Source organism: Vibrio sp. 10N.247.311.49 (assembly GCF_041467655.1).
Taxonomy (GTDB): domain Bacteria; phylum Pseudomonadota; class Gammaproteobacteria; order Enterobacterales; family Vibrionaceae; genus Vibrio; species Vibrio crassostreae_C.
Genome location: NZ_JBFSVA010000019.1, coordinates 64174 through 85144 on the forward strand (window position 1 = coordinate 64174; position 20971 = coordinate 85144).

Genomic DNA, 20971 nt, shown 5'->3' on the forward strand with positions numbered 1-20971 from the left:
ACAATGAGCGGCTTTACGCCGCTCTTTTTCCTTTACTGGGAACACACTGGCAGGAGGCTCTATGAATTTAACGAACCACTTTCTGGTTGCTATGCCCGGAATGAAAGACCCATACTTTCAAAATTCGGTGATTTACCTTTGTGAGCACAATGACGAAGGCGCGATGGGTTTGATGATCAACGCCCCTATTGATGTCACTGTCGGTAGCATGCTTAAGCAAGTTGAGGTTGATTCTGATCAGCCAAAACCCAACCAAGCAAGTCTTGATAAGCCTGTATTGAATGGTGGACCGGTCGCAGAAGACCGTGGATTTATTTTGCACAAACCTAAAGGCAGCTATCAATCCAGCATCAACATGACAGATCAAATCTCGGTGACGACTTCAAAAGATATCTTGATGGTGTTGGGCACAGAAGATGAGCCGATGAATTATTTAGTCGCACTTGGGTATGCAGGATGGGAACCGGGACAACTGGAAACCGAACTGACCGAGAACTCATGGTTAACCGTTGAAGCCGATCCGAAGGTCATCTTCGATACACCGATTTCTGACCGCTGGAAAGTCGCCGTGCAGATGTTAGGAATAAATGCGGCTCAGCTTTCAGCAGACGCTGGCCACGCCTAGTTCAAATCAGCTAAATAAAATAAACAGACACTCTCAAACACAGATAAATTTGGAAACCCCATGTCACGAACAATTATGGCATTTGACTACGGTACAAAAAGTATCGGCAGTGCGATAGGACAAGAAATCACGGGCACCGCAAGCCCTCTAAAAGCTTTTAAAGCCAAAGATGGCATCCCAAATTGGGACGATATCGAAAAACAAATTAAGGAGTGGCAGCCGAACCTGATTGTAGTCGGCCTTCCTACCGACCTTCATGGTAAAGACTTAGCAACCATTACACCTAGAGCGAAGAAGTTCGCTAACCGCCTTAAAGGACGATTTGGTGTCGATGTTGAACTACATGATGAAAGACTCTCGACCACAGAAGCAAGAGCCGACCTTTTTGAAATGGGCGGCTATAAAGCGCTAAGCAAAGGCAATGTCGATAACCAGTCTGCAGTCGTCATTTTAGAGAGCTGGTTTGAAGCACAATATTCATAACGAAAATTAAGAGCTCAAAGATTAAACTCCTTTGTGATCCTATAATGATATTACGACGTAATGTCGAAGCAATTCATTATTAGGTAAGTGGGAGTTCACATGAAAATTTTTCTAGCAATCTTCGTAGCTCTAGCAATATCAGCATGCAGTTCGACAAGCTCCAATAATGCAGGTTATATGAATCATACTTCGACTGACGCAGACGTAATCAGCGAGCCTAAGAACAAGAAGCGTTGATAATACAGACGCAGTCGAACGATGAATATGATGAACGCCTGATTTTAACCTAGAATCAAATCAGGCGTTTTTTATCACCCCATATCTATCTTCACACCAGCCAACGCCCCAGTTCCGTAGTCGTCATCACCACGTCTAGTTTTGAGCATTAAGCGCAAGTCATTAGCAGAATCGGCACTGTGGAACGCATCCTCTTCGCTGATCTTGCCTGCTATCACTAAATCATACAAAGCTTGGTCAAAGGTCTGCATACCTATCTCTTTCGATTTAGCCATGGTTGCTTTCAGTTCGTGCAGTTCACCACGACGAATCAAGTCAGAAACACGAGGGCTATTCAGCAGAATCTCGAATACACCATGACGCCCGCTGCCATTCTTGTCGCGAATGAGTTGCTGAGCGACGACACCACGCAGGTTCATCGATAGGTCAAACAAGAACTGTTCTTTCTGCTCTTTCGGCACCAAATGAAGAATACGCTCTAGCGCTTGGTTAGCGTTATTGGCGTGCAAGGTTGCCATACACAAGTGACCCGTTTCAGCAAAGGTCATCGCGTATTCCATGGTCTCACGGCTACGGATTTCGCCAATCAAGATCATGTCTGGTGCTTGGCGTAGCGAGTTCTTAAGCGCGACTTCATAGCTCTCGGTGTCGAGTCCAACTTCACGCTGTGTCACGATGCACTTTTTATGTTCATGCACAAATTCAATCGGGTCTTCAACCGTCAAGATATGTCCCGAGCGATTGGTGTTGCGATAGCCTGTCATTGCAGCCATTGAGGTCGACTTACCAGAGCCTGTCGCACCAACCACCAGCACAAGTCCGCGCTTAGCTATTGATAGGTCCTGTAGTACATCAGGAAGCTTTAGTTGCTCAAAGGTTGGGATGTTAGTCTCGATACGTCGAATGACCGCTCCAGGTAGCTCTCGCTGAAAGAATGCACTGACACGAAAACGACCAAAGTCACGCACAATCGCAAAATTAGCCTCACGCGTTTGCTGATATTCATCACGTCGGTCTTGTTCCATCATCGCATCAAGTAATTGAGCAACTTGAGCCGCATTCAGCTTCTCTCCTTGGGGGCGTAATTCACCATCCACACGAAAAAGGATTGGCGCATCAACCGTGATATAAAGATCCGATGCCTTTTGAGAAAGCATTCCCTCAAGGATTTGATTCAATTCCATTGTGTCCACCTTGATTAAAACATTGAGGTTTCAATTTCGATCTTTTTCTCGACCTCTTCCGAATCAACCAAGCCCTGCGCCATCAGCTGCTTCGCATTTTGTTCCATGGTCTGCATGCCGTGCGCTGCGCCCGTTTGAATGATCGAGTACATCTGAGCGACCTTATCTTCACGAATCAAGTTTCTGATCGCCGGTGTTGCCATCATGATTTCATGACACGCCACACGACCACCACCAACACGCTTTAGCAGCTTCTGGGCTATCACCGAGCGCAGTGATTCAGACAACATCGAACGAACCATATCTTTATCGCTACCTGGGAACACATCGATAATACGGTCGATCGTTTTAGCCGCAGAACTGGTGTGCAGAGTACCAAAGACCAAGTGACCCGTTTCTGCTGCGGTTAACGCTAAGCTAATCGTCTCTTGGTCACGAAGTTCACCAACCAGAATCACGTCTGGGTCTTCACGTAAGGCACTGCGCAGTGCCGCTTTAAAACTGTGAGTATCACGGTGAACTTCACGCTGGTTGACTAGGCATTTATTATTGGTGTGAACGAATTCAATCGGGTCTTCAATCGTCAGAATATGCTTATTGTGGTTGCGATTTACGTAATCAACCATCGCCGCAAGAGTCGTTGATTTACCAGAGCCAGTTGGACCAGTGACGAGCACTAACCCTTTTTCGTAGTTAGCAATCCTTTCGAAGATCTCAGGTGCACCTAACTGATCTAAAGTCGGGATTTCGACAGGGATAGTTCGAAAGACAGCTGAGCAGCCACGGGCTTGGTTAAACGCATTAACACGAAAGCGACCAACATTGGGTAATTCAAAAGAGAAGTCGACTTCCAGTTTTTCTTCAAACTCGCCGCGTTGTGAATCGCTCATGATCTCAAAAACCAAACGATGCACATCAGCATGACTCAAAGCTGGGATTCCAAGCTTCCTTACTTCACCATCTATACGTACCATTGGAGATACACCCGCAGAAAGATGTAGATCTGACGCGTTATGCTTTACACTAAAATCTAGTAACTCAGTGATATCCATTTATTTTCCCTTAAGTAAAGTCAGCTATGAGTAGTATTCAACAAAATATCGAACAAATCACCTCACAGATTCGTAGTGCTGAGCAAAAGTGCGGACGAGCTCCAGAGTCCGTGCAACTTTTAGCCGTCAGCAAAACTAAACCTATTGATGCGATTCTAGAAGCCGCACTCGGAGGCCAAGTTGCCTTTGGTGAAAACTATGTTCAAGAAGGTGTAGATAAAGTAAAACACTTTTCAGAACAACATTCTAACCTAAATTTAGAGTGGCATTTTATTGGTCCAATTCAATCCAATAAAACCCGCCCAATCGCGGAAAGCTTTCAATGGGTGCATTCCGTCGATCGCGATAAGATCGCACAAAGGCTTAATGATCAACGACCAAGCGAACTTCCACCTTTGCAAGTGTTGATTCAGGTAAACACCAGTGGTGAAGAGTCCAAATCTGGAACCTCAGAAGAGACAGTTTTTGCACTCGCGGAGTTGATTTCATCGCTCCCCAACCTCACCTTAAGAGGATTGATGTCGATTCCTGCAAACGTATCTGACTATCAATCTCAGCTTAATGCATTTTCTCAACTGGCAGAGCTTAAAGACAAGCTAGCCGCGAAGTATTCAGACATTGATACCCTTTCGATGGGGATGAGTGGTGATATGGATGCAGCAGTTGAGGCTGGCAGCACCATGGTTCGTATTGGAACAGCTATTTTCGGCGCTCGTGATTACGCGAAATAGCCGTAGTAAGTAACGACAAGTACAAGTATTGATACCGCTTCGCCTTATCCGCGCAGCGACACGCTCAGGATTTTATATATGGTACATAAGAACATCGCCTTTATTGGGGCGGGAAACATGGTTCGCTCAATTGTAGCTGGCTTAGTTGCTAGTGGTTACCCAGCGCAAAAGATTACTGCGACAGCACCTTCAGAAACCAGAAGGCTGCCGTTAGAACAAGAATACGGCATCAATACCACCAGCGATAATATTGCCGCAGCTGAAAAAGCAGACGTTGTTGTGTTATCAGTGAAACCACAGATGATGGCTGATGTATGTAAACCCTTACAAAGCATCGACTTTAGCAACAAACTGGTTATCTCCATTGCTGCGGGTATTAATGCGAATCGACTCAATGAGATGTTAAACTGCCAACTGAACCTTGTTCGTGTGATGCCAAACACGCCATCACTGCTAGGTAAAGGAATGAGCGGTCTTTATGCCGATTCAACGGTCAGCCAAAATGATAAAGACTTTGCATCTCAGCTGATGCAAGCTGTAGGTGAAGTGAGCTGGGTTGAACAAGAATCTGGTATCAACAACATCATTGCGGCGGCGGGGAGTGCTCCGGCTTACTTCTTCCTGTTTATGGAAGCGATGCAAGCTGAAGCAATCAAGCAAGGTTTTGACCAAGAAACCGCTCGTAAGCTAGTGCAGCAGTCTGCATTAGGCGCGGCAGAGATGGTGGTAGCAAACCAAGATACTGAATTATCAACACTGCGTGAACAAGTGACATCCAAAGGCGGCACGACCGCAGAAGCACTACGCACGTTTAACGAACATCAACTATCAGACATCGTAGCCAAAGCCATGCAAGCGGCGGTTGCTCGAGCTGAAGAGATGGAAAAACTGTTTTAGTACCAATCAAGGTAAACAAGCATTTTGCCGCTCTGGTTATATCTAAGCGACAAGTAAATCCGAAAAAGGAAACAATATGAACTCGATGAGCTTTCTGATCTCGACCGTTTTTGATCTTTACATCATGGTTGTGATCTTGCGTATCTGGCTACAAGCATCACGTGCAGATTTCTACAACCCATTCTCACAATTCATCGTAAAAGCGACACAACCGGTTGTTGCCCCACTACGCCGAGTTATTCCATCAATCGGCAGCCTTGATCTAGCGACCGTTGTTTTCGCTTATGTGCTGTGTGTACTTAAGTTCGTTGCTCTAAACCTGATTATCTCTGGCGGCGCTGCCGTTTTCGATATTAGCTTCCTTATCTTTGGTGCACTGTCTCTGCTCAAAGCGGCTGGTGGTTTGATCTTCTGGGTTCTACTTATCCGTGCAATCCTAAGCTGGGTAAGCCAAGGTCGTAGTCCAATCGAGTACGTATTCCATCAACTGACTGAACCAATGCTAGTGCCTATCCGCCGTATCCTACCGGATATGGGTGGCTTCGACTTAAGCGTTCTGGTTCTGTTCATTGTTCTACAGTTTGCGAACTTCCTAATGGGCGACATGATTGGTCCTATTTGGTATCAGCTATAATTCAAGTACGAACATCAGGTACTTTGACGATGCCAAAAGCGGTTTGGGCCGAGGAAAACGATATTCTTCTTAAGCTCTATATCCAACCCAAAGCAAGCCGAGACAAGATTGTTGGCTTGCATGGTGAGGAACTCAAAATTGCCATAACTGCTCCACCAGTAGATGGCAAAGCCAACGCCCACTTAGCGAAATACCTTGCGAAACAGTTTAAGGTCGCAAAAGGGCAAATTAAGATAGAAAAGGGAGATCTCGGTAGGCACAAGCAAGTTCGAATATGCTCGCCAAGCCAAATCCCAACTGAAGTCAAAGCCATCCTATGATGGCTTTAGTTACACCCTAACCTATTGATTTAAAACAAACCACAATAGAAAGCGGCCACAAAAAGACCACAGCTTGATAAGTAAGGCATTCCAAATCCGCGTGTTGGGAGTTCGAATCTCTCCACCCCTGCCATACAAGTGCATGTTTATTCAATTGCGAAAATCTGAATAAATTTGCTAGCAACAAAAAAAGCCCAACTCATTGAGTTGGGCTTTTTGTTTTTCCATTCTTGCCAATTAAGCTATCGAGCTTTCACGTACATAAGGTGTATCCCTGTCGGAGTGATTCTTGTTAGATCTCGGCTATAGACATAACCATACTTGTCTAACAAATCAATTGAGTGATATGTCCAACCCACAGCAAACGCCACCCCTGCTAATGCAAAATAAATACAAGCTTTGTTAGCTAATTGCATTGCTCTCTGAGAATAAAGTTCATTAATCTTCTTTCCGTATACCAAAGCTTTCGGTGTCATAAAAAAAACGCACCCTAAAGCCCCTAAAAAGCCAACAGGGACCCACAGAGTAATAATGGAGACTTGTACCGTATCTGCCCGATTTAACAGATCAAGATAGTCCCTATAAACTATATAAGAAGGATAACCCCAACAAAGTAATCCGAATAAAAGAACAAAAACGCCAGCTAAGCGTAATTTAATCTTGTGTGACATCTTCAAGTACCCCTACTATTTTGTCAGCTACTTTGTATTCCCCCCAAGTTATTTCAATTAGAACATATGCGGCTGTTACAAAAAATGCACCAACTAAAATCGGCGAACCTAAAGCAGCGGTAGCAAATAATGCAACCTCTCCAACTGCTGTCTGAAGCATAAACTTGAACATATCTGAGCCAACATTCCCAAACCAGTCGACTAGGTGATAATCATCTTTAAAGACTAAATCACTGGTCGCAATACTGGCTGATACGACGAACGTTAATACCCCCGCCCCTTTAAAGTTTGCGGCTTTGGATTGAGGGCTAAAGCCTGCTTGCATCGATTTAAATGAATTGAGGGGATACTTCTTCCCGTTCATATTAATTCGAGTGCCATTCACAAGCGCATGTTGCAAAACTTTACCATTCTTATCTGTGCCAGAAAATGCCACAAACATTTTACCCTTACTCTCTACCAAATCTGCCTTTACTCCCATATCACCAAACTGTTTGGCAATAGACGCAGCATTAAACATTGGCTCAGTATGGTTTGCCCAAGACTTTACAGAGTTAATGCTCATAGCCAGTGCTGCTGCATCTTTTCCGGCATCAAGCCAAACGTTATGTAGGAGCTTATGAGCGTCTTCAAGGTCTGTGATGAGAACATGTTGATGATTTTTAGACATTTCATCTTCAAGCGAGCACTGCAATCCAATAGAGTCGCTGAGGGTTTGAGATACGCCTCCCTCTTGGGTCACCATTCCCAACCCTGCGACCTCTCTATCTCTTAGTACACGCTCTCGGTTTTCAGCCCACCGCTTCTCATCGCTTGCTGAATACTTTAACTCAGCTTGTCGAGCTTCTTTGTGACGCTTAGCTCGCTCTTGAGTGGTTTCCTGTATCTCTTGGGCATAAGGGTTAGATGTCGATTCAAACCGCATTGGAGGTTGCCTTGTAGTAGTCTAATGATAAGTGGATAAAATCATACCAAATGAATCACTTTTTATATGACTAAAGGCATAGTGAAAAAAACTAATTAACCACACAGAAATACACAATAAAAAAGGCCGCTATTTGTTAGCGACCTTTTTGTCTGGTGTTTTTACTGTTCTTGTATCATGGTTTCAGGAAACCATGATACAAGAACAGTAAAAAGAGAGGTTTAGGTATCAATGTTACTTACGCTTTTTGCGCTTGGTTGTCGTGTTCTTAGCCTTAACGACTTTCCCACCCCTTGCAAAACGGTAACCTTTCTTTAATGTGCCGTTTGCTTTTAATCCTGCTTTAGCCATTGTCATTCTCCCATTCGAGCTTTGAAATTCGTTTATCGTGACTGTAAATTTCACGAGTGATTTTAATTAACAAGTAAATTGTCCATGCGGTTAAGGCTGGATTTACCTCACCCGTAAGGCTGACCAATGCGTTGATGATTGCGCCATCCAATGCTTACTTCCCCTTAAATTTATGCGAGAAGAACTCAAGCAAATAGCGCAACATTGACCGCATTCCTAACGTATCAATCACCACTGCAAAGACGACGTACCAGTAATAATCAGGTATCACTTCGAGTGAACTAAACCCCTGCGCTACGTAACTTGCATAATCAGGGATAAAAGCCAACATCAACGGGATAAAAACAACTAACAAGATAAACTCATCTTTCCAACTGCGCTGTTTAATACTGAGTTCATCAAGGTTAGCGGATTGCTCATCCCCCGACTGTAAACGCCTTACCTTTGCTATGTGCTTTTCTTGCTCCATCTCATCTTGTCGTTTGAGCTTATTGGCCTTATTGATACCGTGCTGCTTATACGCATCAATACCGCCTGTAATGAGGTTGGCGATTGCGCCTATCATGGATACACCCGTTTATCGAGTTCAACATGAGGGCCATCTTTAAAGCTCACCCAATCACCGCCCCATACAATCGGAATACCTAACTCATCCGCTGCCTGTTTGAATGCCCAACTCACTTGTTCGTAATAACTAAAGCCCCAAGTCACTTTGCCGTTTTCGTCGTACACAACAAAATCAACTGCGCAGCCCGATTGGTGACGGCTTTTTTTACTGTATCCGTCTAACTGGCTTGCTCCTTGTTTGAATAGAGCGTTCTGTTCCTCTGCGGTGCGCTTACCTGACGTAATGCCAAAATCAAACGGGGTTAGCTCAATAGCGCGGCGAACGACTCGCTTTAAATCACCGCGTACACCCATCATTTGGGCTTCACTTCTGGCTGACAGCGCAAAGCGGCTCACAGCTTTGTTAATGGTTTCCTTGTTCATTAAATACACTCCTAGAAAAATAGAACCGGTTAACAGTAGGCCTAATGCTTTTATGCTCATGGCTCAAAGCCCTAAAGGAAAAGGAGTTGAATGTTCAACTCTTCGCTTAGGGAGCCTCTAACGATCGAGTACACGTTAGGGTCTGTCGTCATGGCGGTATAGAGTGAGCCTTGAATAGACAGCACAAAGTCGCAGCTGATCCCATTAACCCACATCACAACCGTTCGACCATTGAGAGAAACATCACCAGAGAAAGAGAGTCTAACCACACCGCTCAATGCCGTGAGTCGCACGCACTCGTAGCCCTCTATGGTGACGGTCGGTGTTAAATTCCCGAACGCACCACTTTGATACCCAATGGCACTACCATTAAGGCCTCCTGTAAGCACAAAGAGCTGCGCATCATCTTCTAGAGTTTTTCGATAACCGCGATACGCCATGGCATTGGACACTTTAAAAAAGCCGCTTTCGCTGTTTGGCGTTGGTGGGAGGCTCATCGTGATGCTTTCAGCTTGTCGCCCCAGATTGCAAGTCACAGGCTCACCGTTGCGCAGCTCTATTTCACTCTGCTCTACTGTTAAGCCGTCTTCTTGATAAACGTGAACCGTTGCCATCACAGCATCATCACCAGACCAACTCACGCAAAACTCTGCGCTAAATACATCGTTAGGAAGGGTTATGCTCACGCTTTGCCCATTTGAGCTACTCGCAAAGACGGAGTAATGCACATCTTTGTAAAACGCCATTGCATCACGAAAGACGCTGTACATACTGCTTGGCGTTAATGCACCGCTTTCATTAAGCCCTGCGGAGGCTTCTAATTTGGTAGCGTATCGCGTCACACCAACGCGCTCTGTTGACGCTTTAGCCACGGCTTGCGTCATTCCATAACTCAGCATCAGAGCACCTCCCCGCAGTACACCACATCACCCGTTAAGCCTGTCATGGTGACCGCCTGCGTTGACGGAATGGTCAACATGCCGCCCGCATACAAGCGCAAGCAGCCTTGTACAATCACAGGCTCAACATTATCGATACCCGCTTGTAGCATCACCGCAGTGCGTTTTTCATTGGCATCAATAGAAATAACGCTCCCTGTCATACTTGCATCAGGCAAATCGGACAGGTTCATTTTTGCGGTGGTGGTTTCTATCGCTGGCATCGATGTAATCGACACCGTTGGCGTTCCCGCCAGTGCCACTTCTGGCATGGATTCAATCGTGAGAGGCCGCGATATTTCACTGACCACAATTTGATTGTCCACCGAGACCTTTTGCGCACGAGTCACGATAGGAATATCGGATATTTGGTACTCAACGGTGACAGATTCGCTATGCAGATTCATGAGCTCAAGCTCATCAAATTTCGTAATATCGACCGTATCACCGCGTTCAATTTCTACAGGACGCAATGCATCACCACGAAGCATGAGGGTATTACTGGCTTCTCGAATAATGAGGTACTTACCCGCTTGGCCTGCGTTAAATCGAACACTCCCGTTAGCGCTCAATGTTTGGTGTTGCTTCATGATTTCTTCCCCGCCACTAAGTACGCCATGGTGATAAGTGACACCACAATACCGACCATCAAAGAGATATTTTTCAACAGCTCGTTATTGCTTTCGTTCTCACCCGTCTGCTCTCGACCTTTCGCGGCGTTCGCCATGGCAATCGCAGCTTTGGTGGTTTCGGTTTGTTGGCCTGCCATGGATTTAATCGAATCAATCGCGTGCTCGCTAAGGTCAGAATTTGCCCCTATCGCGTACTCGCTGAGATTGGCATTCGCATCGAGCGCACGCTCACCAAAACCAAACGCACCATTAAGCGCATTTTCATTAGCGTCCAATGCGCTATCTAAGGCGTTTTCACCGAATGAAAAAGAAGTGTCCACCGTATCGGACGCAAAATCTAAGGCGTCAGTGCCAAAGTTAAACGCCTCTTCGGCCGTTTTACCCGCCACCGCCATTGCGCCATGGTCGGTCATGCTTAGATTAATGTCAGAGTTCTCAATCCCTGACAGCGCAAAGCCATTGTTATCACCACCAATCACTTGGCTGTTGCTTTTGTTGGTGGTTGTAGTGACGGTTTTCGCATCACTCTTTGAGCTACTTCGTCCGCCCATATCTTCAAACCTTATTTGTAATACGTACTCGTCCTTGTCAGTCTCTATCTCTCGAACGGGTAGTTGTAGCTTACGCTGAATGTAGCGATAGGCTCCGCGCTTGCTAAAGTGGGCTCGAATGGACTCAAATCCATTCGCCACCCCGTGATGAATCGCGCTGAGCGTACCCGCTGCCATGTCACCCGCTAACGCCACCACTACCAACTCTTTAGAGCCTATTGGGGACTGCTCACCACGTAGTAACATGTAGGTGTCACCCACTCGATACAGGGACTCACGCCCCGCTTTTACTTCAATTTCTGCCTGCTTAAGATAATCACCAAGGGCTTTACATAGCCTCGGCTTGGCGTTATCCCAGATTTCAGGAATTAAGTTACTTTCGAGTGAGAACATACAGCGCAACAAGCGCGATGAGCGCAATGCCCCACCACGGTATCCCGTTATTACTGCCTAAACTGATGGTGCCCGTGGTAAAGCCGCTGTTATTGGTGGTGTTAGATGTGTTACCTGATTTAGCAGGCCCCGAAGACCCACCCGTCAAGCCACCGCCCCCCGTTAAAGAGGTTAATGAACCCAGCATTAGCGAAATACTCCCGATTTATAAGCAAGGTATAACAAGGCCAAAACAGCGGTTACAGTCAGTGCTTTGTTAATGCCCTTGCTCACACCAAACCCCAGCGCAGACCCAAGACCAAGACCGCCTAAGCCAATAAAAAGTAATGGCATCACTATTTACCTTTCAGTAGGACAACCAGAAGAACCACCACCAGTAACACGGCAAGACCACCGCCCATATAAAGCAGGGTGTTATCTTTCGCAGCGAGTAAGTCGCCTTGCGGTGTGGTCACAGCATTACCGTTATTATCAACGACGGGCGCGTTAGGTTGCTGCGTGGTGTTGGGGTTGGACGAGTTACCATCCTCACCAAACAGCCAATCGGCATTTTCGCCTACGCTATCAAGCGCACCGCTCCCAAACTCTAAGAGGTCATCAAAAAAGCTCATATCGGCTCCTTAGCTTCGACCCGCGAGCATGTCAGGGCGAACCACTTTCACCGATTCAACCAAAATAGGAATTGAGCCTGCTACGTCCGTTGTTGTGACGGAGAACTTCAAGTTAGAGTTATGCTGTGTTGGAAATAGCTCATCAATCGAAAAGCCGCGCACAATCGGATCGAAGTGGAAGTAACCCGCTTGAGGTGTGCGTTCGTTACGATGCGCATTCGCTTCATTGATAAACTTGTTGGCTTCGTACTCTTTGACAAAGTCACGCTCGACTTCAAGCTTAGTAATACCCGCATGCATAAAGTGCGCACGTCGCAGGCTGATTAACGGGCTCGATACCAAGCTCGTAAACTCGTTAACGCCAGCTGCGTTCGCGGGCATGGTTTCACGCTTGACCATTGGCACGATGATTCGTGCTGGCTGCGCGTTCGTCACCCATGCATGAACTTGAATCGATAACGGATCGCCACTGGTTTTGGCTTTGAATTGAATGTCCAAGTGGATATTGTCACCCGCTTCGGTGACGAGACCCGTGTAACGCACCCCGTTTTTAGTGCGAGCAGAAATATCACTAAATGGGATCACGTAATGGCCTGCGGTATGAGCGCGCTGTTTGTATCGCTCAAGCATCAGAATTTCACTGCCTGTTAAGACATAGATTTCTTCAGCGTTCAGCGTAATTGACAAGCGCTCAATCTCGTCAGCACTGGCGTTAGTTTCGAGCACTAACTCTTGATAAGTAGGGCCAACTGGGATAGGTAGTGTGCCTTTTTGCCCCCAAGCAGCTCCGACCATGGAATTAAGTTTGATTGGTTTTACTGACATGTTTAACTCTCCTTAAAACCAGCCACGCTTGCCGTTAATGAGTTCTTTGACTGCTTCTAGCGTTGATACGTTATTGATGATGGCAATCACCAGTGGGGTCAGTACTACAGCAATCAACATGTTTTTATGTTGAGCTTTCATGAGTTCCCCTGTCTCTCGACGTTGGATTGTGAATAAACAAATTGAGGGTTAATCAAATAGGAGTGAGGCAAAAAAAGAAAGGAGAAGTAACCTATAGGTTGGATGGGTAACCTATAGGTTGAAATGCGATGTAGGCATTGACGAAAAAAAATAATAATTAAAGCTAACTAGCCAAACAAAAAAAGATGATACCTTCTCATGGCTTCATACAGGCGTATTTGTATATGACGCCTGTTAAGTTTGATACCTACTCTATGCCTTATTTTTAGGCAGCTCCCTCAACCTCCCCTGCGAGAGGGAGTTTTTTCTTACTTATAGTTCAATGCTAACTTCTTGCCCTCTCTACAATTTAAAGCTTTGTGCTCAATATTTCCTATACCGTCTCTAACTAATAGATATTCAGCAATAGGCTTACCAATGAGCTACTTATTGACCTTGGCAGACTTTAGCCCCGCTACGATATTCACATCCAACCCGCGTTTATCCGCTATCCAGTGCGCATCACTCATTGAGTTAACCGCGCCCACCCACCAAACGCTGGATTGTTCCGTCACGGTTTTGGGTACTTCTTGACCGCGTTGAAAAACAGTGTGGACAACGAGACCGTATTGACGGCCATCGCGTAGCAGCTCACCCGCACGACCTCGAAGCTTGCCCGAGGTTTCAACACATGACGCTAATTCTTCGATAACGGTATAGAGCTGGCTAGCCCGACCGTTACCCACCGACCACACCACCGACGCAAAGAACTCTAATTCGTCTGCCGTTGCCCCATTTGCTGGAATGTAGGCCAGCTTAAACGAGCCACCGCGACGACGCGCCATAATGAGCGTTTTGACAAAGGTTAAGCGTGATGAAGTGCCGTGGCACATTTGGCCTTGAAATTTACTCCCTGCGTAGTTGGTGTAGGGGTCAAAAAAGACCGCTTGAGCCGTTTTAGGGACTAGCCCCAAATGCTTAACGGCTGAGGTTTTACCTCCTCCTGTTCCCGCCACATAAATGGTGTGTTCGGCATCATGTGACGGGTTCGAGTTAACGGGGTTCGGTAGAGCTAGGGGCTTCGGTTTTTTCACCGTCCACCTCCTTTGATTGTTGCAACATGACCAATTGCTTTTTAGAGGCATAAATCAAACCAAGCACCGCAAGCAATAAGGTTGCCTCTTCGATGTAATCCCCAAACACGCCCATAAGCGTACTACCGTGTTTTGCAAAGACAGGCTCAGCCGCATCCATCACTGCTTGCTTACCTTTACCGTCAAACTCAAATTCAACTCCCGAAATGATGGAGGTCGCTTGCTCGGTTAAGGCAAACAAAATATTCAGTAAGCCTGCCATAGCTTCCGTTTTATCTTCGGTTACCGTTTCGGTTGGCTCGGTTAAGCCAACTAAATCGCTCTCGGTTTTCTCTTGCTCTTCAAGCTGATGAATAACGGAGCCAAAATCCCCCCAATCATCCAGTTCAACTTGTTCACCTGATAAGGTTTCGTTAACTTGCTCCATGCTCACCCCCTTGCGGTTGTTCAGCTGAGGCTTTCGGTAGCAGTTGAGACACCGCCCAAATGATAAAGATAACCGACGCTAACCCCGTGATTACTCGTTTAAAGGGGAATTTACTTGGGGTTTTTTCTGTTTTTTCATCATCGACCGTTTCGGTTATCTCTCGGTTGGAAACCGCGTCTTTACTGACTTCACCCATTTGCACCAATTCGGTTAACTCACTTGCATCGATAGGGTTAGGCTCGGTTATCAAATCCGACTCAATAACCGAACCTGTTTCGGTTGGGTTCGGTTTAAGTTCGGTTAACTCAGCAACGGAATTCGCTTTGATGAACTCCGTAACCTTTTTGCTATTCGAACTGTTACCGCACTCAGGGCAACGGTAATACATCAGCCCAATGTTACGGCTGTTTTTTGGTGGCTCACCAGACGCGATCAATTGCCCCTCACCCACTTGGTGAGTGGTGGCGGCAGACTGGCAAACAGGACAAGCAATATACCCACGAACAGGGTTTTCATATTTAGCCATGTTTCACCTCGACGCTTTCCACATCACCAAGTTGCTCTTGGTTGGCCACAACAACAGCGCGGTACTTATTGCGCGCCACTCCATTGAGTTTTTCGAGTTGCTCTAATTGCTCAAATAGATTGACGGGAAGCCCTAAAGCTTCGAGTGACAAGTTGCCACTCATCAGCATTCCCATGGCTTTTTTCATGAGCTTGCTGGTATCCATTTCTTTGAAGCGGTCAATTTCTACTTTCATGTTGGCGGTGAGCCTGTCAGCCGCGTCCAAAGCGGCTAAATCTCGCTGGCACTCATCAAGCGATAGTATTTTCATTTCAATCCTCTGTCTCACGACGTTGTTTAGTGTTTAGCCCCTGATTCACATCGTTGGCAATGGTTTAAGTCACTCTAAGCTGTCTATTTCGAATGCTTAGAGTCGTGAATTTATCAATAAGTATTTTTGCCCCCATGGATAAAGGTTTGAGTAAGCATTGAACCCCTTTAACGCTCCATCCGGTCACGTCCATCAATGCTTTCTCTAGCGGTGTAACCTCATCCTTTGGAGGCGGGTTACACTTATTTTCAGTGCTCCAAGACGAAGCTCCGCTTCTTTGGGTTAATTCGCTTCGCTCATCTTTCCACGCATCCACATCGCACTTCGCCACAATAGAAAAACGCTCGCTGCACGTCTCGATCACATGACCTAACCACTTAAGGCCAATCACTCGCTTGGTTGTTTCACCGTACTGATTAAATTGCTCTTCATGAACAAGACGCAAATCCCCAATGTGTTGAGTAAATTCTTTCCAACGTGATTTATCTGCATGGTCATGTAGATTCGCTAAATCCTCATCAATGGCCACGTCCAATTTACTGGCGCGTCTTAATTGTCGCCATAGACCAACAGCAGGTGCGCCCGATTGTGAAAACTGCTTTAAGCCCCATGCACTCGCCCACGCTCGAACGGATACGGCTATCTCGCTCGCTTCGCCCTCTGGCATGTGTGCCCCGTTAATGTTCTTTGATATGTATTTGATGATGTAACCCGTTGCGCTCCCTTTGTTGGGGTCGCAAGGTTTAGCGTGGAAACGCGCTTTACGTTGTTTTTTGGTATGAAGCTCGTCAGCGTCTTCACTACGGGCAATCGTGGCGCAAATGCGCATTAGGTCGGCTTTGTGCTCTTTGGCGCAATACACAAACGCATGGAGGTGTGGAGTGCCGTCTTTGTGAGGTTCGGCCACCCGTAGGCCAAACCAAGGTAAATCAATCTTGGCAAAGTGAGCACGGGCAAGTTTCCACTGCTCCATTAGGTTTTGGTGCGCTTCTTTGACGGTACAACCGTTCCATTTGTGCGAATTACGATGATATTTAGACGGGAGTGTCCATGTGATAAATACGCCCTCAAAACCCATATCAATAGCACGCTCTTCATCACCTCGGCTACGAACAACCAGTTCAACGCGTCGGTTCTCTAGGTTGGCGGTGGTACGTGAAGCGACTTCTGCAAGGTTGAATTCCTGCATGGTGTCGTGGCTAATCACCACCATGTTTTGCATGAACTCTTCGGACTCGCGCATCTTCTGTTTAAAGTTGGATAGCGTTAGACGTGATACGTAGTGCGTTTGACCTTGCTTCTTACCGACATTGCCTAGGGTTACTTGAGCATGCTCAATGTATTGCTTGCGTAGGCGTTTAAGTTTGCGTGTTAAATATTTCGGGTCGATACAACGACGAATAGCGCACTCTAGAATGGTTTCTGCGTCTCGAATGGTGAGCTTTTTGCCAATGTCACGGGTATCGGCACTAGGTGGTTCAATGAACGCTTTTAACATCACATCACGGATTTGTTCAAAGCCGTAATGTAATGCCTCGTAGTAATCCAGAGAGCTATCAGGAATGCCATCAATGCGTTTTTCAGTTTCGACAATAGCGATATCGTTAATGATATCGGCAAAGGCCACCGTAAGCTTGACGGCAAAGTCTTTGATTAGGTCGTCACTCATGAGAATGTCATGAGTCAGCTCTAAAGGATTAGGCTCATAGCAGACATAACCAAAAGGGAATTTATTTGTGAAGTGATGAGCGACTTTATCAACAAAGTTCACTCGCTCTTTAGCGAATGCGGATAGATTACGGTCAGTAGGATTGTCACGATTCTTACGTATCCCAATCTTGAGGTCGATATCTTGGCGCAGCATCACGGGTAAGTGTGCTGTAATGTTCGAGACGAACTGACCAACAGACTGGTTTACATTAGGTTGATAAAATCGCTTGTAGGTACTCATGGTGTCACCAGTGACGGGTTATAAACGCTCTAAAGAAATGTACTTACCGGATTGGGTATCTCGCAGAGTATTAAAGGTTAAATGACGAAACTCACAACATGCTTTCGCCAGCATGTGAAACTCGCTTTCTCTATTATCTGGAACCCATAATGTGACCTTTTTAAGTCCTTGCGCTTTCTTAGCTGCCTCATACTTACTATTGCGGCTCATCATTGACCTTCTTTTTCATTGTTAACCGAACCCCATGACTCAATACACCCATGCTCAGTACAGGTGTAAGTCAGTGGCCTAGGCTCTGATTGAACACGCTTTCTAATGCCGTGCTTTTCTCGAAGCTTCGATATTAGGAAACGCGCTCTCTCAGTCTTCTTTACATCAAAGTTTTCAAGCGCTGCCATATCAGGACAAGGCTTGTGTATTGGGTCGGTAATAGGCAGCTCAACACTTGAAACTGCCTCTTTATAGGTGACGTCGCCCATGATGATCATTTCGGTAGCTCAGGCCATGGAGAGCCTGAATTAATGATGTTATAGATAGATACTTCATTCTCTTTTTCGTCAAGAGAATCGGCATAAAACCCCCAATAGCGTTTCACCCTTTCAGCTTTACCATCCAAACCAGTATCAATGCACTGAACAAACGCAAATCCGCGCCCGTGGGTACGTGCGAAGTGCAGCTGGCACTTCGGGTGTGAACTATCAAAAAGAAGGTTATTTTCAGTTTTAACTCTCATTATTCACCTTCCACTTCTTTCAATAGATTCATTGCTTCAAGTGACTGGTTACGGACGTGTAACCAAAAGCTAGAATTGGTTTTACTAGCCTTTCTGGTTGCATAATCGAAAAGCTCTTTAGCTTCTGCGTAAGTGTGAACATCGATACTGATTGAATGAATTGGTGTTTTCATAAAGCCCCCTTAAAACGTTCTAAAAAAAATATCTTTCGCATTCTCATCAGCATCAGCTTGGGCGTGCTCCCAAAGAACAAGCATGTTGATATAAACCTTTTTCTCTCCACGTTTTTTCTTCTTAGCGGGCAACTTGCCTTCATGAATCATATTGCGAACAGCTTGCGGCGAAATTCCCCAACGACGAGCGAACTCATCAACTGGCAGATAAGGCATATCTAGTTGAGTTGGTATGTTCATGTTATATTTCCCTGTTACATCCGAACAAATCAAAACGATACAGAACCAAATGTAACGAAAGCGTACGGCAAGATTAAACCTAGTTAGTTACATTAATCAACAGGCGAAATAGAGATGAAGGATGAAATCATTAGTTTTACTGATAGGTTGAATGAACTTCGAGGAGGAATGTCAGCTCGACAAATGGCCTCCAAGTGCAATGTATCCGCGCCAGCAATGCTGAGATACCTGAAAGGTGAGGCTCAACCAAACGTTGACTCTTTAATTAAAATATCTCATGCATTTAATGTTAGTGCGGATTGGCTAATTGCATCTGGTAACGTTTCACTAGAAAACGCAAAGGTAGTAACAGAAAGTAATTACACATCAATCCCAATCTACTCAGCTGAAGCTAGTGCAGGGAATGGCTGTTTTACTGACACGGACAAAGTCATAGGTAAGCACTTAGTTTTCACTGATGATTTACAACGTCTAGGCCTTAAAAAAGAAAAAACCTGCGCTATCAAAGCCAGCGGGGACTCTATGGTGCCTACATTGATGAATGGTGATTTATTAGTAATCGACATGCGAAAGCAGGAAGGCGTACTTGATGGTGTGTATGCAATAACCCTTGATGACAGTCTTCTTGTTAAAAGGCTGCGTTACGATTTAGCATCACAGGGCTATCATATTATTAGCGATAACGAAGACCACGATAACTTTCTTTTACCTAAAGGTGAGTTAGAGAGGCTACATGTTAATGGTCGTGTTCGTCAGGTCGTTAAGAACTTATGAGCATCAAAAAACAAGGCTCTCAGTACCTTGTTGATGCTCGACCACAAGGTCGAGAAGGAAAGCGTTACCGCCGTAAATTTGAAACGAAATACGAAGCGCAGCAATACGAAAAGCATCTGCTCGCAACCGCACATAATAAAGATTGGTTAGAAAAGCCAACTGATAGGCGCAGCTTAAGTGAGCTCATCGATTTGTGGTGGAAGTACGAAGGACAAGCAAAAAAAACGGCTACTACCTATCTACGAATATTAAAGCAAATCGACAGGGAACTAGGTAAGCCTAAAGCCCACCAGCTCACCCACAAATTGCTAGCTGAATACCGAGCTTTCCATTTAGAAAAGAATCTTGCTTTAACTACATTCAACAGAAAAATAATGAGCCTAAGTAACGTTTTCACCGTACTTATCGAAGCTCAAGAGTACCATAGTCAACATCCAACTCATGGGTTTAAGATCTCTCGTCCAAGAGCAAAAGAAATGCATTTCTTATCTAACGATGAGATAAATATATTACTTCTCAAACTAGATGGTGATGCGCTCAAAGTAGCAAAGGTATGCTTGGCTACAGGAGCAAGATGGAGCGAGGCGGAAAGCCTAAAGGGAAGTAATCTGATTCATGGTCGAGTAACCTTTGTTGATACAAAAAATGGGAAAAACCGAACGGTTCCGATTAGTGAAGAGCTGGAGGAAGAGATCAAACAAGATGGAAATGGCCGCTTGTTTGGCGAATGCTACACTAGCTTTTATCAATGCTTAAAAAACTGCGATTTTGGTTTACCAAAGGGACAAGCCTCTCACGTTCTTCGACACTCATTTGCAAGTCACTTTATGATGAATGGTGGTAACATACTCGCATTACAAAAAATACTTGGTCACGCTACAATTCAGCAGACAATGACATATGCTCATTTTGCTCCTGATTATTTGTTGGATGCCGTTAGATTTAACCCTTTAACAAGATCCACAAAATGACCACATTAACTATACACACCCCATCATATGTAAATAAAAACAGTATCACTAAGCCTTTATTTTACTGGAATTCATTAATTTAAAAGAGTTATAGAATCCATCCTATGATGGCTTTTTGCTATTTATTGGAGTCATTATGCGTTTATGGATAACAGCACTACTCACCGCTCTTGTTGCCTTACCAAGCTCAGCAGGGCAATTTAAGAACATTAAGGATGTCGAGGTTCATTACTCGGCTTTTAATTCCACGTTCTTAACTTCGCAAGTCGCTAAGCAATACAAACTTAAGCGAAATGGATACTCAGCAATCCTCAACATCAGCGTGTTAGACAAGGCTTCTCTAGGCAAGCCTGCGACAACGGCTAAAATTACGGGAACAGCGAAGAACCTCGTTGGAAACACCCGTACTTTGAAGTTTCGAGAAATCAAAGAAGGCGATGCGATTTATTACCTTGCTGAGTTCCCCGTAACTCACGAAGAAAACATCACCTTCGACATCGATGTGAACGCAGGCCTAAAAGGCACTGGTCCACTGCGTTTCACACAGAAATTCTATATAGAAGAGTAAGCTCAAACCTTACTTTTCATTTATTAACTTATTT

At 45.3% G+C, this 20971-nt stretch carries 33 protein-coding genes and 1 pseudogene; 10 read left to right on the top strand and 24 right to left on the bottom strand.

The genetic code is table 11. From position 1 onward, the window contains the following. Positions 1-61: 61 nt before the first annotated feature. The 3 genes from AB6E54_RS17035 to AB6E54_RS17045 all read left to right on the top strand — a co-directional run bounded on the left by AB6E54_RS17035 (position 62) and on the right by AB6E54_RS17045 (position 1345). Entirely contained in the window at positions 62-625 is a 564-nt protein-coding gene (locus AB6E54_RS17035) for a YqgE/AlgH family protein (RefSeq protein ID WP_102333139.1), read from the top strand. A gap of 60 nt (positions 626-685) precedes the next feature. Continuing rightward, positions 686-1108 carry a Holliday junction resolvase RuvX gene (gene ruvX, locus AB6E54_RS17040; RefSeq protein ID WP_017062240.1) on the top strand — a complete coding sequence of 141 codons (423 nt, stop codon included), beginning with the start codon at positions 686-688 and terminating at the stop codon, positions 1106-1108. Between the two features lie 99 nt (positions 1109-1207). Continuing rightward, a complete protein-coding gene (locus AB6E54_RS17045; protein ID WP_170791814.1) occupies positions 1208-1345 on the top strand; it encodes a hypothetical protein in 138 nt (45 codons plus the stop codon). A gap of 74 nt (positions 1346-1419) precedes the next feature. Here the strand turns inward: AB6E54_RS17045 and AB6E54_RS17050 are convergent, their stop codons facing one another. Both AB6E54_RS17050 and AB6E54_RS17055 read right to left on the bottom strand, forming a co-directional pair. Then, a complete protein-coding gene (locus tag AB6E54_RS17050) occupies positions 1420-2529 on the bottom strand; it encodes a PilT/PilU family type 4a pilus ATPase (protein ID WP_017062241.1) in 1110 nt (369 codons plus the stop codon). 14 nt (positions 2530-2543) lie between these two features. Further along, the gene (locus AB6E54_RS17055; protein WP_017062242.1) at positions 2544-3581 is read right to left on the bottom strand and encodes a type IV pilus twitching motility protein PilT; all 1038 of its coding nucleotides are present in this window, start codon (positions 3579-3581) and stop codon (positions 2544-2546) included. Positions 3582-3607: 26 nt separating this feature from the next. Between AB6E54_RS17055 and AB6E54_RS17060 the strand changes: the two genes are divergently transcribed. The 4 genes from AB6E54_RS17060 (at position 3608) to yggU (ending at position 6163) form a co-directional block, all read left to right on the top strand. Then, a complete protein-coding gene (locus AB6E54_RS17060) occupies positions 3608-4312 on the top strand; it encodes a YggS family pyridoxal phosphate-dependent enzyme (protein ID WP_017062243.1) in 705 nt (234 codons plus the stop codon). 78 nt (positions 4313-4390) lie between these two features. Then, positions 4391-5209: a pyrroline-5-carboxylate reductase gene (proC, locus tag AB6E54_RS17065; protein WP_102321471.1), complete on the top strand. Its 819-nt coding sequence runs from the start codon at positions 4391-4393 to the stop codon at positions 5207-5209. 76 nt (positions 5210-5285) lie between these two features. Further along, positions 5286-5843 carry a YggT family protein gene (locus AB6E54_RS17070; protein ID WP_017067798.1) on the top strand — a complete coding sequence of 186 codons (558 nt, stop codon included), beginning with the start codon at positions 5286-5288 and terminating at the stop codon, positions 5841-5843. A gap of 29 nt (positions 5844-5872) precedes the next feature. Continuing rightward, on the top strand, positions 5873-6163 hold the full coding sequence (gene yggU / locus AB6E54_RS17075) for a DUF167 family protein YggU (RefSeq protein ID WP_102333140.1): 291 nt from the start codon (positions 5873-5875) through the stop codon (positions 6161-6163). A 242-nt stretch (positions 6164-6405) separates the two neighbouring features. Here yggU and AB6E54_RS17080 read toward each other — a convergent pair whose 3' ends face one another. From AB6E54_RS17080 to AB6E54_RS17185, 22 genes and pseudogenes are all read right to left on the bottom strand, one after another. Next, positions 6406-6834: a hypothetical protein gene (locus AB6E54_RS17080; RefSeq protein ID WP_108181109.1), complete on the bottom strand. Its 429-nt coding sequence runs from the start codon at positions 6832-6834 to the stop codon at positions 6406-6408. Further along, entirely contained in the window at positions 6818-7759 is a 942-nt protein-coding gene (locus AB6E54_RS17085; protein ID WP_372106485.1) for a hypothetical protein, read from the bottom strand. Before AB6E54_RS17085 ends, AB6E54_RS17080 begins: the two co-directional genes overlap by 17 nt. A gap of 505 nt (positions 7760-8264) precedes the next feature. Next, positions 8265-8675, bottom strand: coding sequence for a hypothetical protein (locus AB6E54_RS17090; RefSeq protein WP_108181113.1), 411 nt, complete (start codon positions 8673-8675; stop codon positions 8265-8267). Next, positions 8672-9100, bottom strand: coding sequence for a M15 family metallopeptidase (locus AB6E54_RS17095; protein WP_108181114.1), 429 nt, complete (start codon positions 9098-9100; stop codon positions 8672-8674). Before AB6E54_RS17095 ends, AB6E54_RS17090 begins: the two co-directional genes overlap by 4 nt. Positions 9101-9171: 71 nt before the next feature. Next, entirely contained in the window at positions 9172-9999 is an 828-nt protein-coding gene (locus AB6E54_RS17100; protein WP_372106488.1) for a hypothetical protein, read from the bottom strand. Further along, positions 9999-10628 carry a hypothetical protein gene (locus AB6E54_RS17105; RefSeq protein WP_372106489.1) on the bottom strand — a complete coding sequence of 210 codons (630 nt, stop codon included), beginning with the start codon at positions 10626-10628 and terminating at the stop codon, positions 9999-10001. Before AB6E54_RS17105 ends, AB6E54_RS17100 begins: the two co-directional genes overlap by 1 nt. Beyond that, positions 10625-11614 carry a hypothetical protein gene (locus AB6E54_RS17110; RefSeq protein ID WP_372106490.1) on the bottom strand — a complete coding sequence of 330 codons (990 nt, stop codon included), beginning with the start codon at positions 11612-11614 and terminating at the stop codon, positions 10625-10627. Before AB6E54_RS17110 ends, AB6E54_RS17105 begins: the two co-directional genes overlap by 4 nt. Beyond that, positions 11595-11801, bottom strand: a complete 207-nt coding sequence (locus AB6E54_RS17115; RefSeq protein WP_102492033.1) for a hypothetical protein — start codon at positions 11799-11801, stop codon at positions 11595-11597. Before AB6E54_RS17115 ends, AB6E54_RS17110 begins: the two co-directional genes overlap by 20 nt. Next, positions 11801-11947: a hypothetical protein gene (locus AB6E54_RS17120; RefSeq protein ID WP_372106492.1), complete on the bottom strand. Its 147-nt coding sequence runs from the start codon at positions 11945-11947 to the stop codon at positions 11801-11803. Before AB6E54_RS17120 ends, AB6E54_RS17115 begins: the two co-directional genes overlap by 1 nt. A 2-nt stretch (positions 11948-11949) precedes the next feature. Continuing rightward, on the bottom strand, positions 11950-12225 hold the full coding sequence (locus AB6E54_RS17125; protein ID WP_372106494.1) for a hypothetical protein: 276 nt from the start codon (positions 12223-12225) through the stop codon (positions 11950-11952). 9 nt (positions 12226-12234) lie between these two features. After that, positions 12235-13050: a major capsid protein P2 gene (locus AB6E54_RS17130; RefSeq protein WP_108181126.1), complete on the bottom strand. Its 816-nt coding sequence runs from the start codon at positions 13048-13050 to the stop codon at positions 12235-12237. A 12-nt stretch (positions 13051-13062) separates the two neighbouring features. Next, complete coding sequence (locus AB6E54_RS17135; protein ID WP_372106497.1) at positions 13063-13191, bottom strand: hypothetical protein; 129 nt, start codon at positions 13189-13191, stop codon at positions 13063-13065. Positions 13192-13499: 308 nt separating this feature from the next. Next, positions 13500-14315: pseudogene (locus tag AB6E54_RS17140) on the bottom strand (hypothetical protein). Next, positions 14224-14691 carry a hypothetical protein gene (locus tag AB6E54_RS17145; protein WP_372106499.1) on the bottom strand — a complete coding sequence of 156 codons (468 nt, stop codon included), beginning with the start codon at positions 14689-14691 and terminating at the stop codon, positions 14224-14226. The pseudogene AB6E54_RS17140 and the gene AB6E54_RS17145 overlap by 92 nt, the downstream one beginning before the upstream one ends. Next, on the bottom strand, positions 14678-15217 hold the full coding sequence (locus tag AB6E54_RS17150; protein WP_108181135.1) for a hypothetical protein: 540 nt from the start codon (positions 15215-15217) through the stop codon (positions 14678-14680). Before AB6E54_RS17150 ends, AB6E54_RS17145 begins: the two co-directional genes overlap by 14 nt. Then, the gene (locus AB6E54_RS17155) at positions 15210-15527 is read right to left on the bottom strand and encodes a hypothetical protein (RefSeq protein ID WP_054542928.1); all 318 of its coding nucleotides are present in this window, start codon (positions 15525-15527) and stop codon (positions 15210-15212) included. The genes AB6E54_RS17150 and AB6E54_RS17155 overlap by 8 nt, the downstream gene beginning before the upstream one ends. A gap of 64 nt (positions 15528-15591) precedes the next feature. After that, entirely contained in the window at positions 15592-17478 is a 1887-nt protein-coding gene (locus AB6E54_RS17160; RefSeq protein WP_108181136.1) for a replication endonuclease, read from the bottom strand. 18 nt (positions 17479-17496) lie between these two features. Beyond that, a complete protein-coding gene (locus tag AB6E54_RS17165; protein ID WP_102489552.1) occupies positions 17497-17688 on the bottom strand; it encodes an antitoxin MazE-like protein in 192 nt (63 codons plus the stop codon). Further along, a complete protein-coding gene (locus AB6E54_RS17170) occupies positions 17688-17957 on the bottom strand; it encodes a hypothetical protein (RefSeq protein WP_108181142.1) in 270 nt (89 codons plus the stop codon). Before AB6E54_RS17170 ends, AB6E54_RS17165 begins: the two co-directional genes overlap by 1 nt. A gap of 5 nt (positions 17958-17962) precedes the next feature. After that, positions 17963-18211, bottom strand: a complete 249-nt coding sequence (locus AB6E54_RS17175; protein ID WP_108181137.1) for a hypothetical protein — start codon at positions 18209-18211, stop codon at positions 17963-17965. After that, positions 18211-18384, bottom strand: a complete 174-nt coding sequence (locus AB6E54_RS17180; protein WP_181359772.1) for a hypothetical protein — start codon at positions 18382-18384, stop codon at positions 18211-18213. Before AB6E54_RS17180 ends, AB6E54_RS17175 begins: the two co-directional genes overlap by 1 nt. A 9-nt stretch (positions 18385-18393) precedes the next feature. Next, a complete protein-coding gene (locus tag AB6E54_RS17185; protein ID WP_108181138.1) occupies positions 18394-18624 on the bottom strand; it encodes a helix-turn-helix domain-containing protein in 231 nt (76 codons plus the stop codon). A gap of 168 nt (positions 18625-18792) precedes the next feature. On the opposite strand from AB6E54_RS17185, the gene AB6E54_RS17190 reads away from it, so the two are divergent. The 3 genes from AB6E54_RS17190 to AB6E54_RS17200 all read left to right on the top strand — a co-directional run bounded on the left by AB6E54_RS17190 (position 18793) and on the right by AB6E54_RS17200 (position 20937). Continuing rightward, the gene (locus tag AB6E54_RS17190) at positions 18793-19398 is read left to right on the top strand and encodes a LexA family transcriptional regulator (RefSeq protein ID WP_258183172.1); all 606 of its coding nucleotides are present in this window, start codon (positions 18793-18795) and stop codon (positions 19396-19398) included. Then, on the top strand, positions 19395-20369 hold the full coding sequence (locus AB6E54_RS17195) for a tyrosine-type recombinase/integrase (protein WP_108181140.1): 975 nt from the start codon (positions 19395-19397) through the stop codon (positions 20367-20369). The genes AB6E54_RS17190 and AB6E54_RS17195 overlap by 4 nt, the downstream gene beginning before the upstream one ends. A 136-nt stretch (positions 20370-20505) precedes the next feature. Beyond that, positions 20506-20937 (top strand): DUF4426 domain-containing protein, encoded by a 432-nt coding sequence (locus AB6E54_RS17200; RefSeq protein ID WP_017062246.1) that lies wholly within the window; start codon positions 20506-20508, stop codon positions 20935-20937. Positions 20938-20971: the final 34 nt, after the last annotated feature.

Coding starts and splice junctions, on each gene's coding strand:
- AB6E54_RS17195 (WP_108181140.1), top strand. CDS start 19,395: ATGAGCATCAAAAAACAAGGCTCTCAGTACCTTGTTGATGCTCGACCA.
- ruvX (WP_017062240.1), top strand. CDS start 686: ATGTCACGAACAATTATGGCATTTGACTACGGTACAAAAAGTATCGGC.
- AB6E54_RS17165 (WP_102489552.1), bottom strand. CDS start 17,688: ATGAGCCGCAATAGTAAGTATGAGGCAGCTAAGAAAGCGCAAGGACTT.
- AB6E54_RS17070 (WP_017067798.1), top strand. CDS start 5,286: ATGAACTCGATGAGCTTTCTGATCTCGACCGTTTTTGATCTTTACATC.
- AB6E54_RS17095 (WP_108181114.1), bottom strand. CDS start 9,100: ATGAACAAGGAAACCATTAACAAAGCTGTGAGCCGCTTTGCGCTGTCA.
- AB6E54_RS17155 (WP_054542928.1), bottom strand. CDS start 15,527: ATGAAAATACTATCGCTTGATGAGTGCCAGCGAGATTTAGCCGCTTTG.
- AB6E54_RS17110 (WP_372106490.1), bottom strand. CDS start 11,614: ATGTTCTCACTCGAAAGTAACTTAATTCCTGAAATCTGGGATAACGCC.
- AB6E54_RS17200 (WP_017062246.1), top strand. CDS start 20,506: ATGCGTTTATGGATAACAGCACTACTCACCGCTCTTGTTGCCTTACCA.
- AB6E54_RS17130 (WP_108181126.1), bottom strand. CDS start 13,050: ATGTCAGTAAAACCAATCAAACTTAATTCCATGGTCGGAGCTGCTTGG.
- AB6E54_RS17080 (WP_108181109.1), bottom strand. CDS start 6,834: ATGTCACACAAGATTAAATTACGCTTAGCTGGCGTTTTTGTTCTTTTA.
- AB6E54_RS17050 (WP_017062241.1), bottom strand. CDS start 2,529: ATGGAATTGAATCAAATCCTTGAGGGAATGCTTTCTCAAAAGGCATCG.
- AB6E54_RS17105 (WP_372106489.1), bottom strand. CDS start 10,628: ATGAAGCAACACCAAACATTGAGCGCTAACGGGAGTGTTCGATTTAAC.
- AB6E54_RS17120 (WP_372106492.1), bottom strand. CDS start 11,947: ATGCCATTACTTTTTATTGGCTTAGGCGGTCTTGGTCTTGGGTCTGCG.
- AB6E54_RS17185 (WP_108181138.1), bottom strand. CDS start 18,624: ATGAACATACCAACTCAACTAGATATGCCTTATCTGCCAGTTGATGAG.
- AB6E54_RS17125 (WP_372106494.1), bottom strand. CDS start 12,225: ATGAGCTTTTTTGATGACCTCTTAGAGTTTGGGAGCGGTGCGCTTGAT.
- AB6E54_RS17100 (WP_372106488.1), bottom strand. CDS start 9,999: ATGCTGAGTTATGGAATGACGCAAGCCGTGGCTAAAGCGTCAACAGAG.
- AB6E54_RS17180 (WP_181359772.1), bottom strand. CDS start 18,384: ATGAAAACACCAATTCATTCAATCAGTATCGATGTTCACACTTACGCA.
- AB6E54_RS17135 (WP_372106497.1), bottom strand. CDS start 13,191: ATGAAAGCTCAACATAAAAACATGTTGATTGCTGTAGTACTGACCCCA.
- AB6E54_RS17085 (WP_372106485.1), bottom strand. CDS start 7,759: ATGCGGTTTGAATCGACATCTAACCCTTATGCCCAAGAGATACAGGAA.
- AB6E54_RS17035 (WP_102333139.1), top strand. CDS start 62: ATGAATTTAACGAACCACTTTCTGGTTGCTATGCCCGGAATGAAAGAC.
- AB6E54_RS17055 (WP_017062242.1), bottom strand. CDS start 3,581: ATGGATATCACTGAGTTACTAGATTTTAGTGTAAAGCATAACGCGTCA.
- AB6E54_RS17160 (WP_108181136.1), bottom strand. CDS start 17,478: ATGAGTACCTACAAGCGATTTTATCAACCTAATGTAAACCAGTCTGTT.
- yggU (WP_102333140.1), top strand. CDS start 5,873: ATGCCAAAAGCGGTTTGGGCCGAGGAAAACGATATTCTTCTTAAGCTC.
- AB6E54_RS17115 (WP_102492033.1), bottom strand. CDS start 11,801: ATGCTGGGTTCATTAACCTCTTTAACGGGGGGCGGTGGCTTGACGGGT.
- AB6E54_RS17145 (WP_372106499.1), bottom strand. CDS start 14,691: ATGGAGCAAGTTAACGAAACCTTATCAGGTGAACAAGTTGAACTGGAT.
- AB6E54_RS17175 (WP_108181137.1), bottom strand. CDS start 18,211: ATGAGAGTTAAAACTGAAAATAACCTTCTTTTTGATAGTTCACACCCG.
- proC (WP_102321471.1), top strand. CDS start 4,391: ATGGTACATAAGAACATCGCCTTTATTGGGGCGGGAAACATGGTTCGC.
- AB6E54_RS17170 (WP_108181142.1), bottom strand. CDS start 17,957: ATGGGCGACGTCACCTATAAAGAGGCAGTTTCAAGTGTTGAGCTGCCT.
- AB6E54_RS17150 (WP_108181135.1), bottom strand. CDS start 15,217: ATGGCTAAATATGAAAACCCTGTTCGTGGGTATATTGCTTGTCCTGTT.
- AB6E54_RS17045 (WP_170791814.1), top strand. CDS start 1,208: ATGAAAATTTTTCTAGCAATCTTCGTAGCTCTAGCAATATCAGCATGC.
- AB6E54_RS17190 (WP_258183172.1), top strand. CDS start 18,793: ATGTCAGCTCGACAAATGGCCTCCAAGTGCAATGTATCCGCGCCAGCA.
- AB6E54_RS17060 (WP_017062243.1), top strand. CDS start 3,608: ATGAGTAGTATTCAACAAAATATCGAACAAATCACCTCACAGATTCGT.
- AB6E54_RS17090 (WP_108181113.1), bottom strand. CDS start 8,675: ATGATAGGCGCAATCGCCAACCTCATTACAGGCGGTATTGATGCGTAT.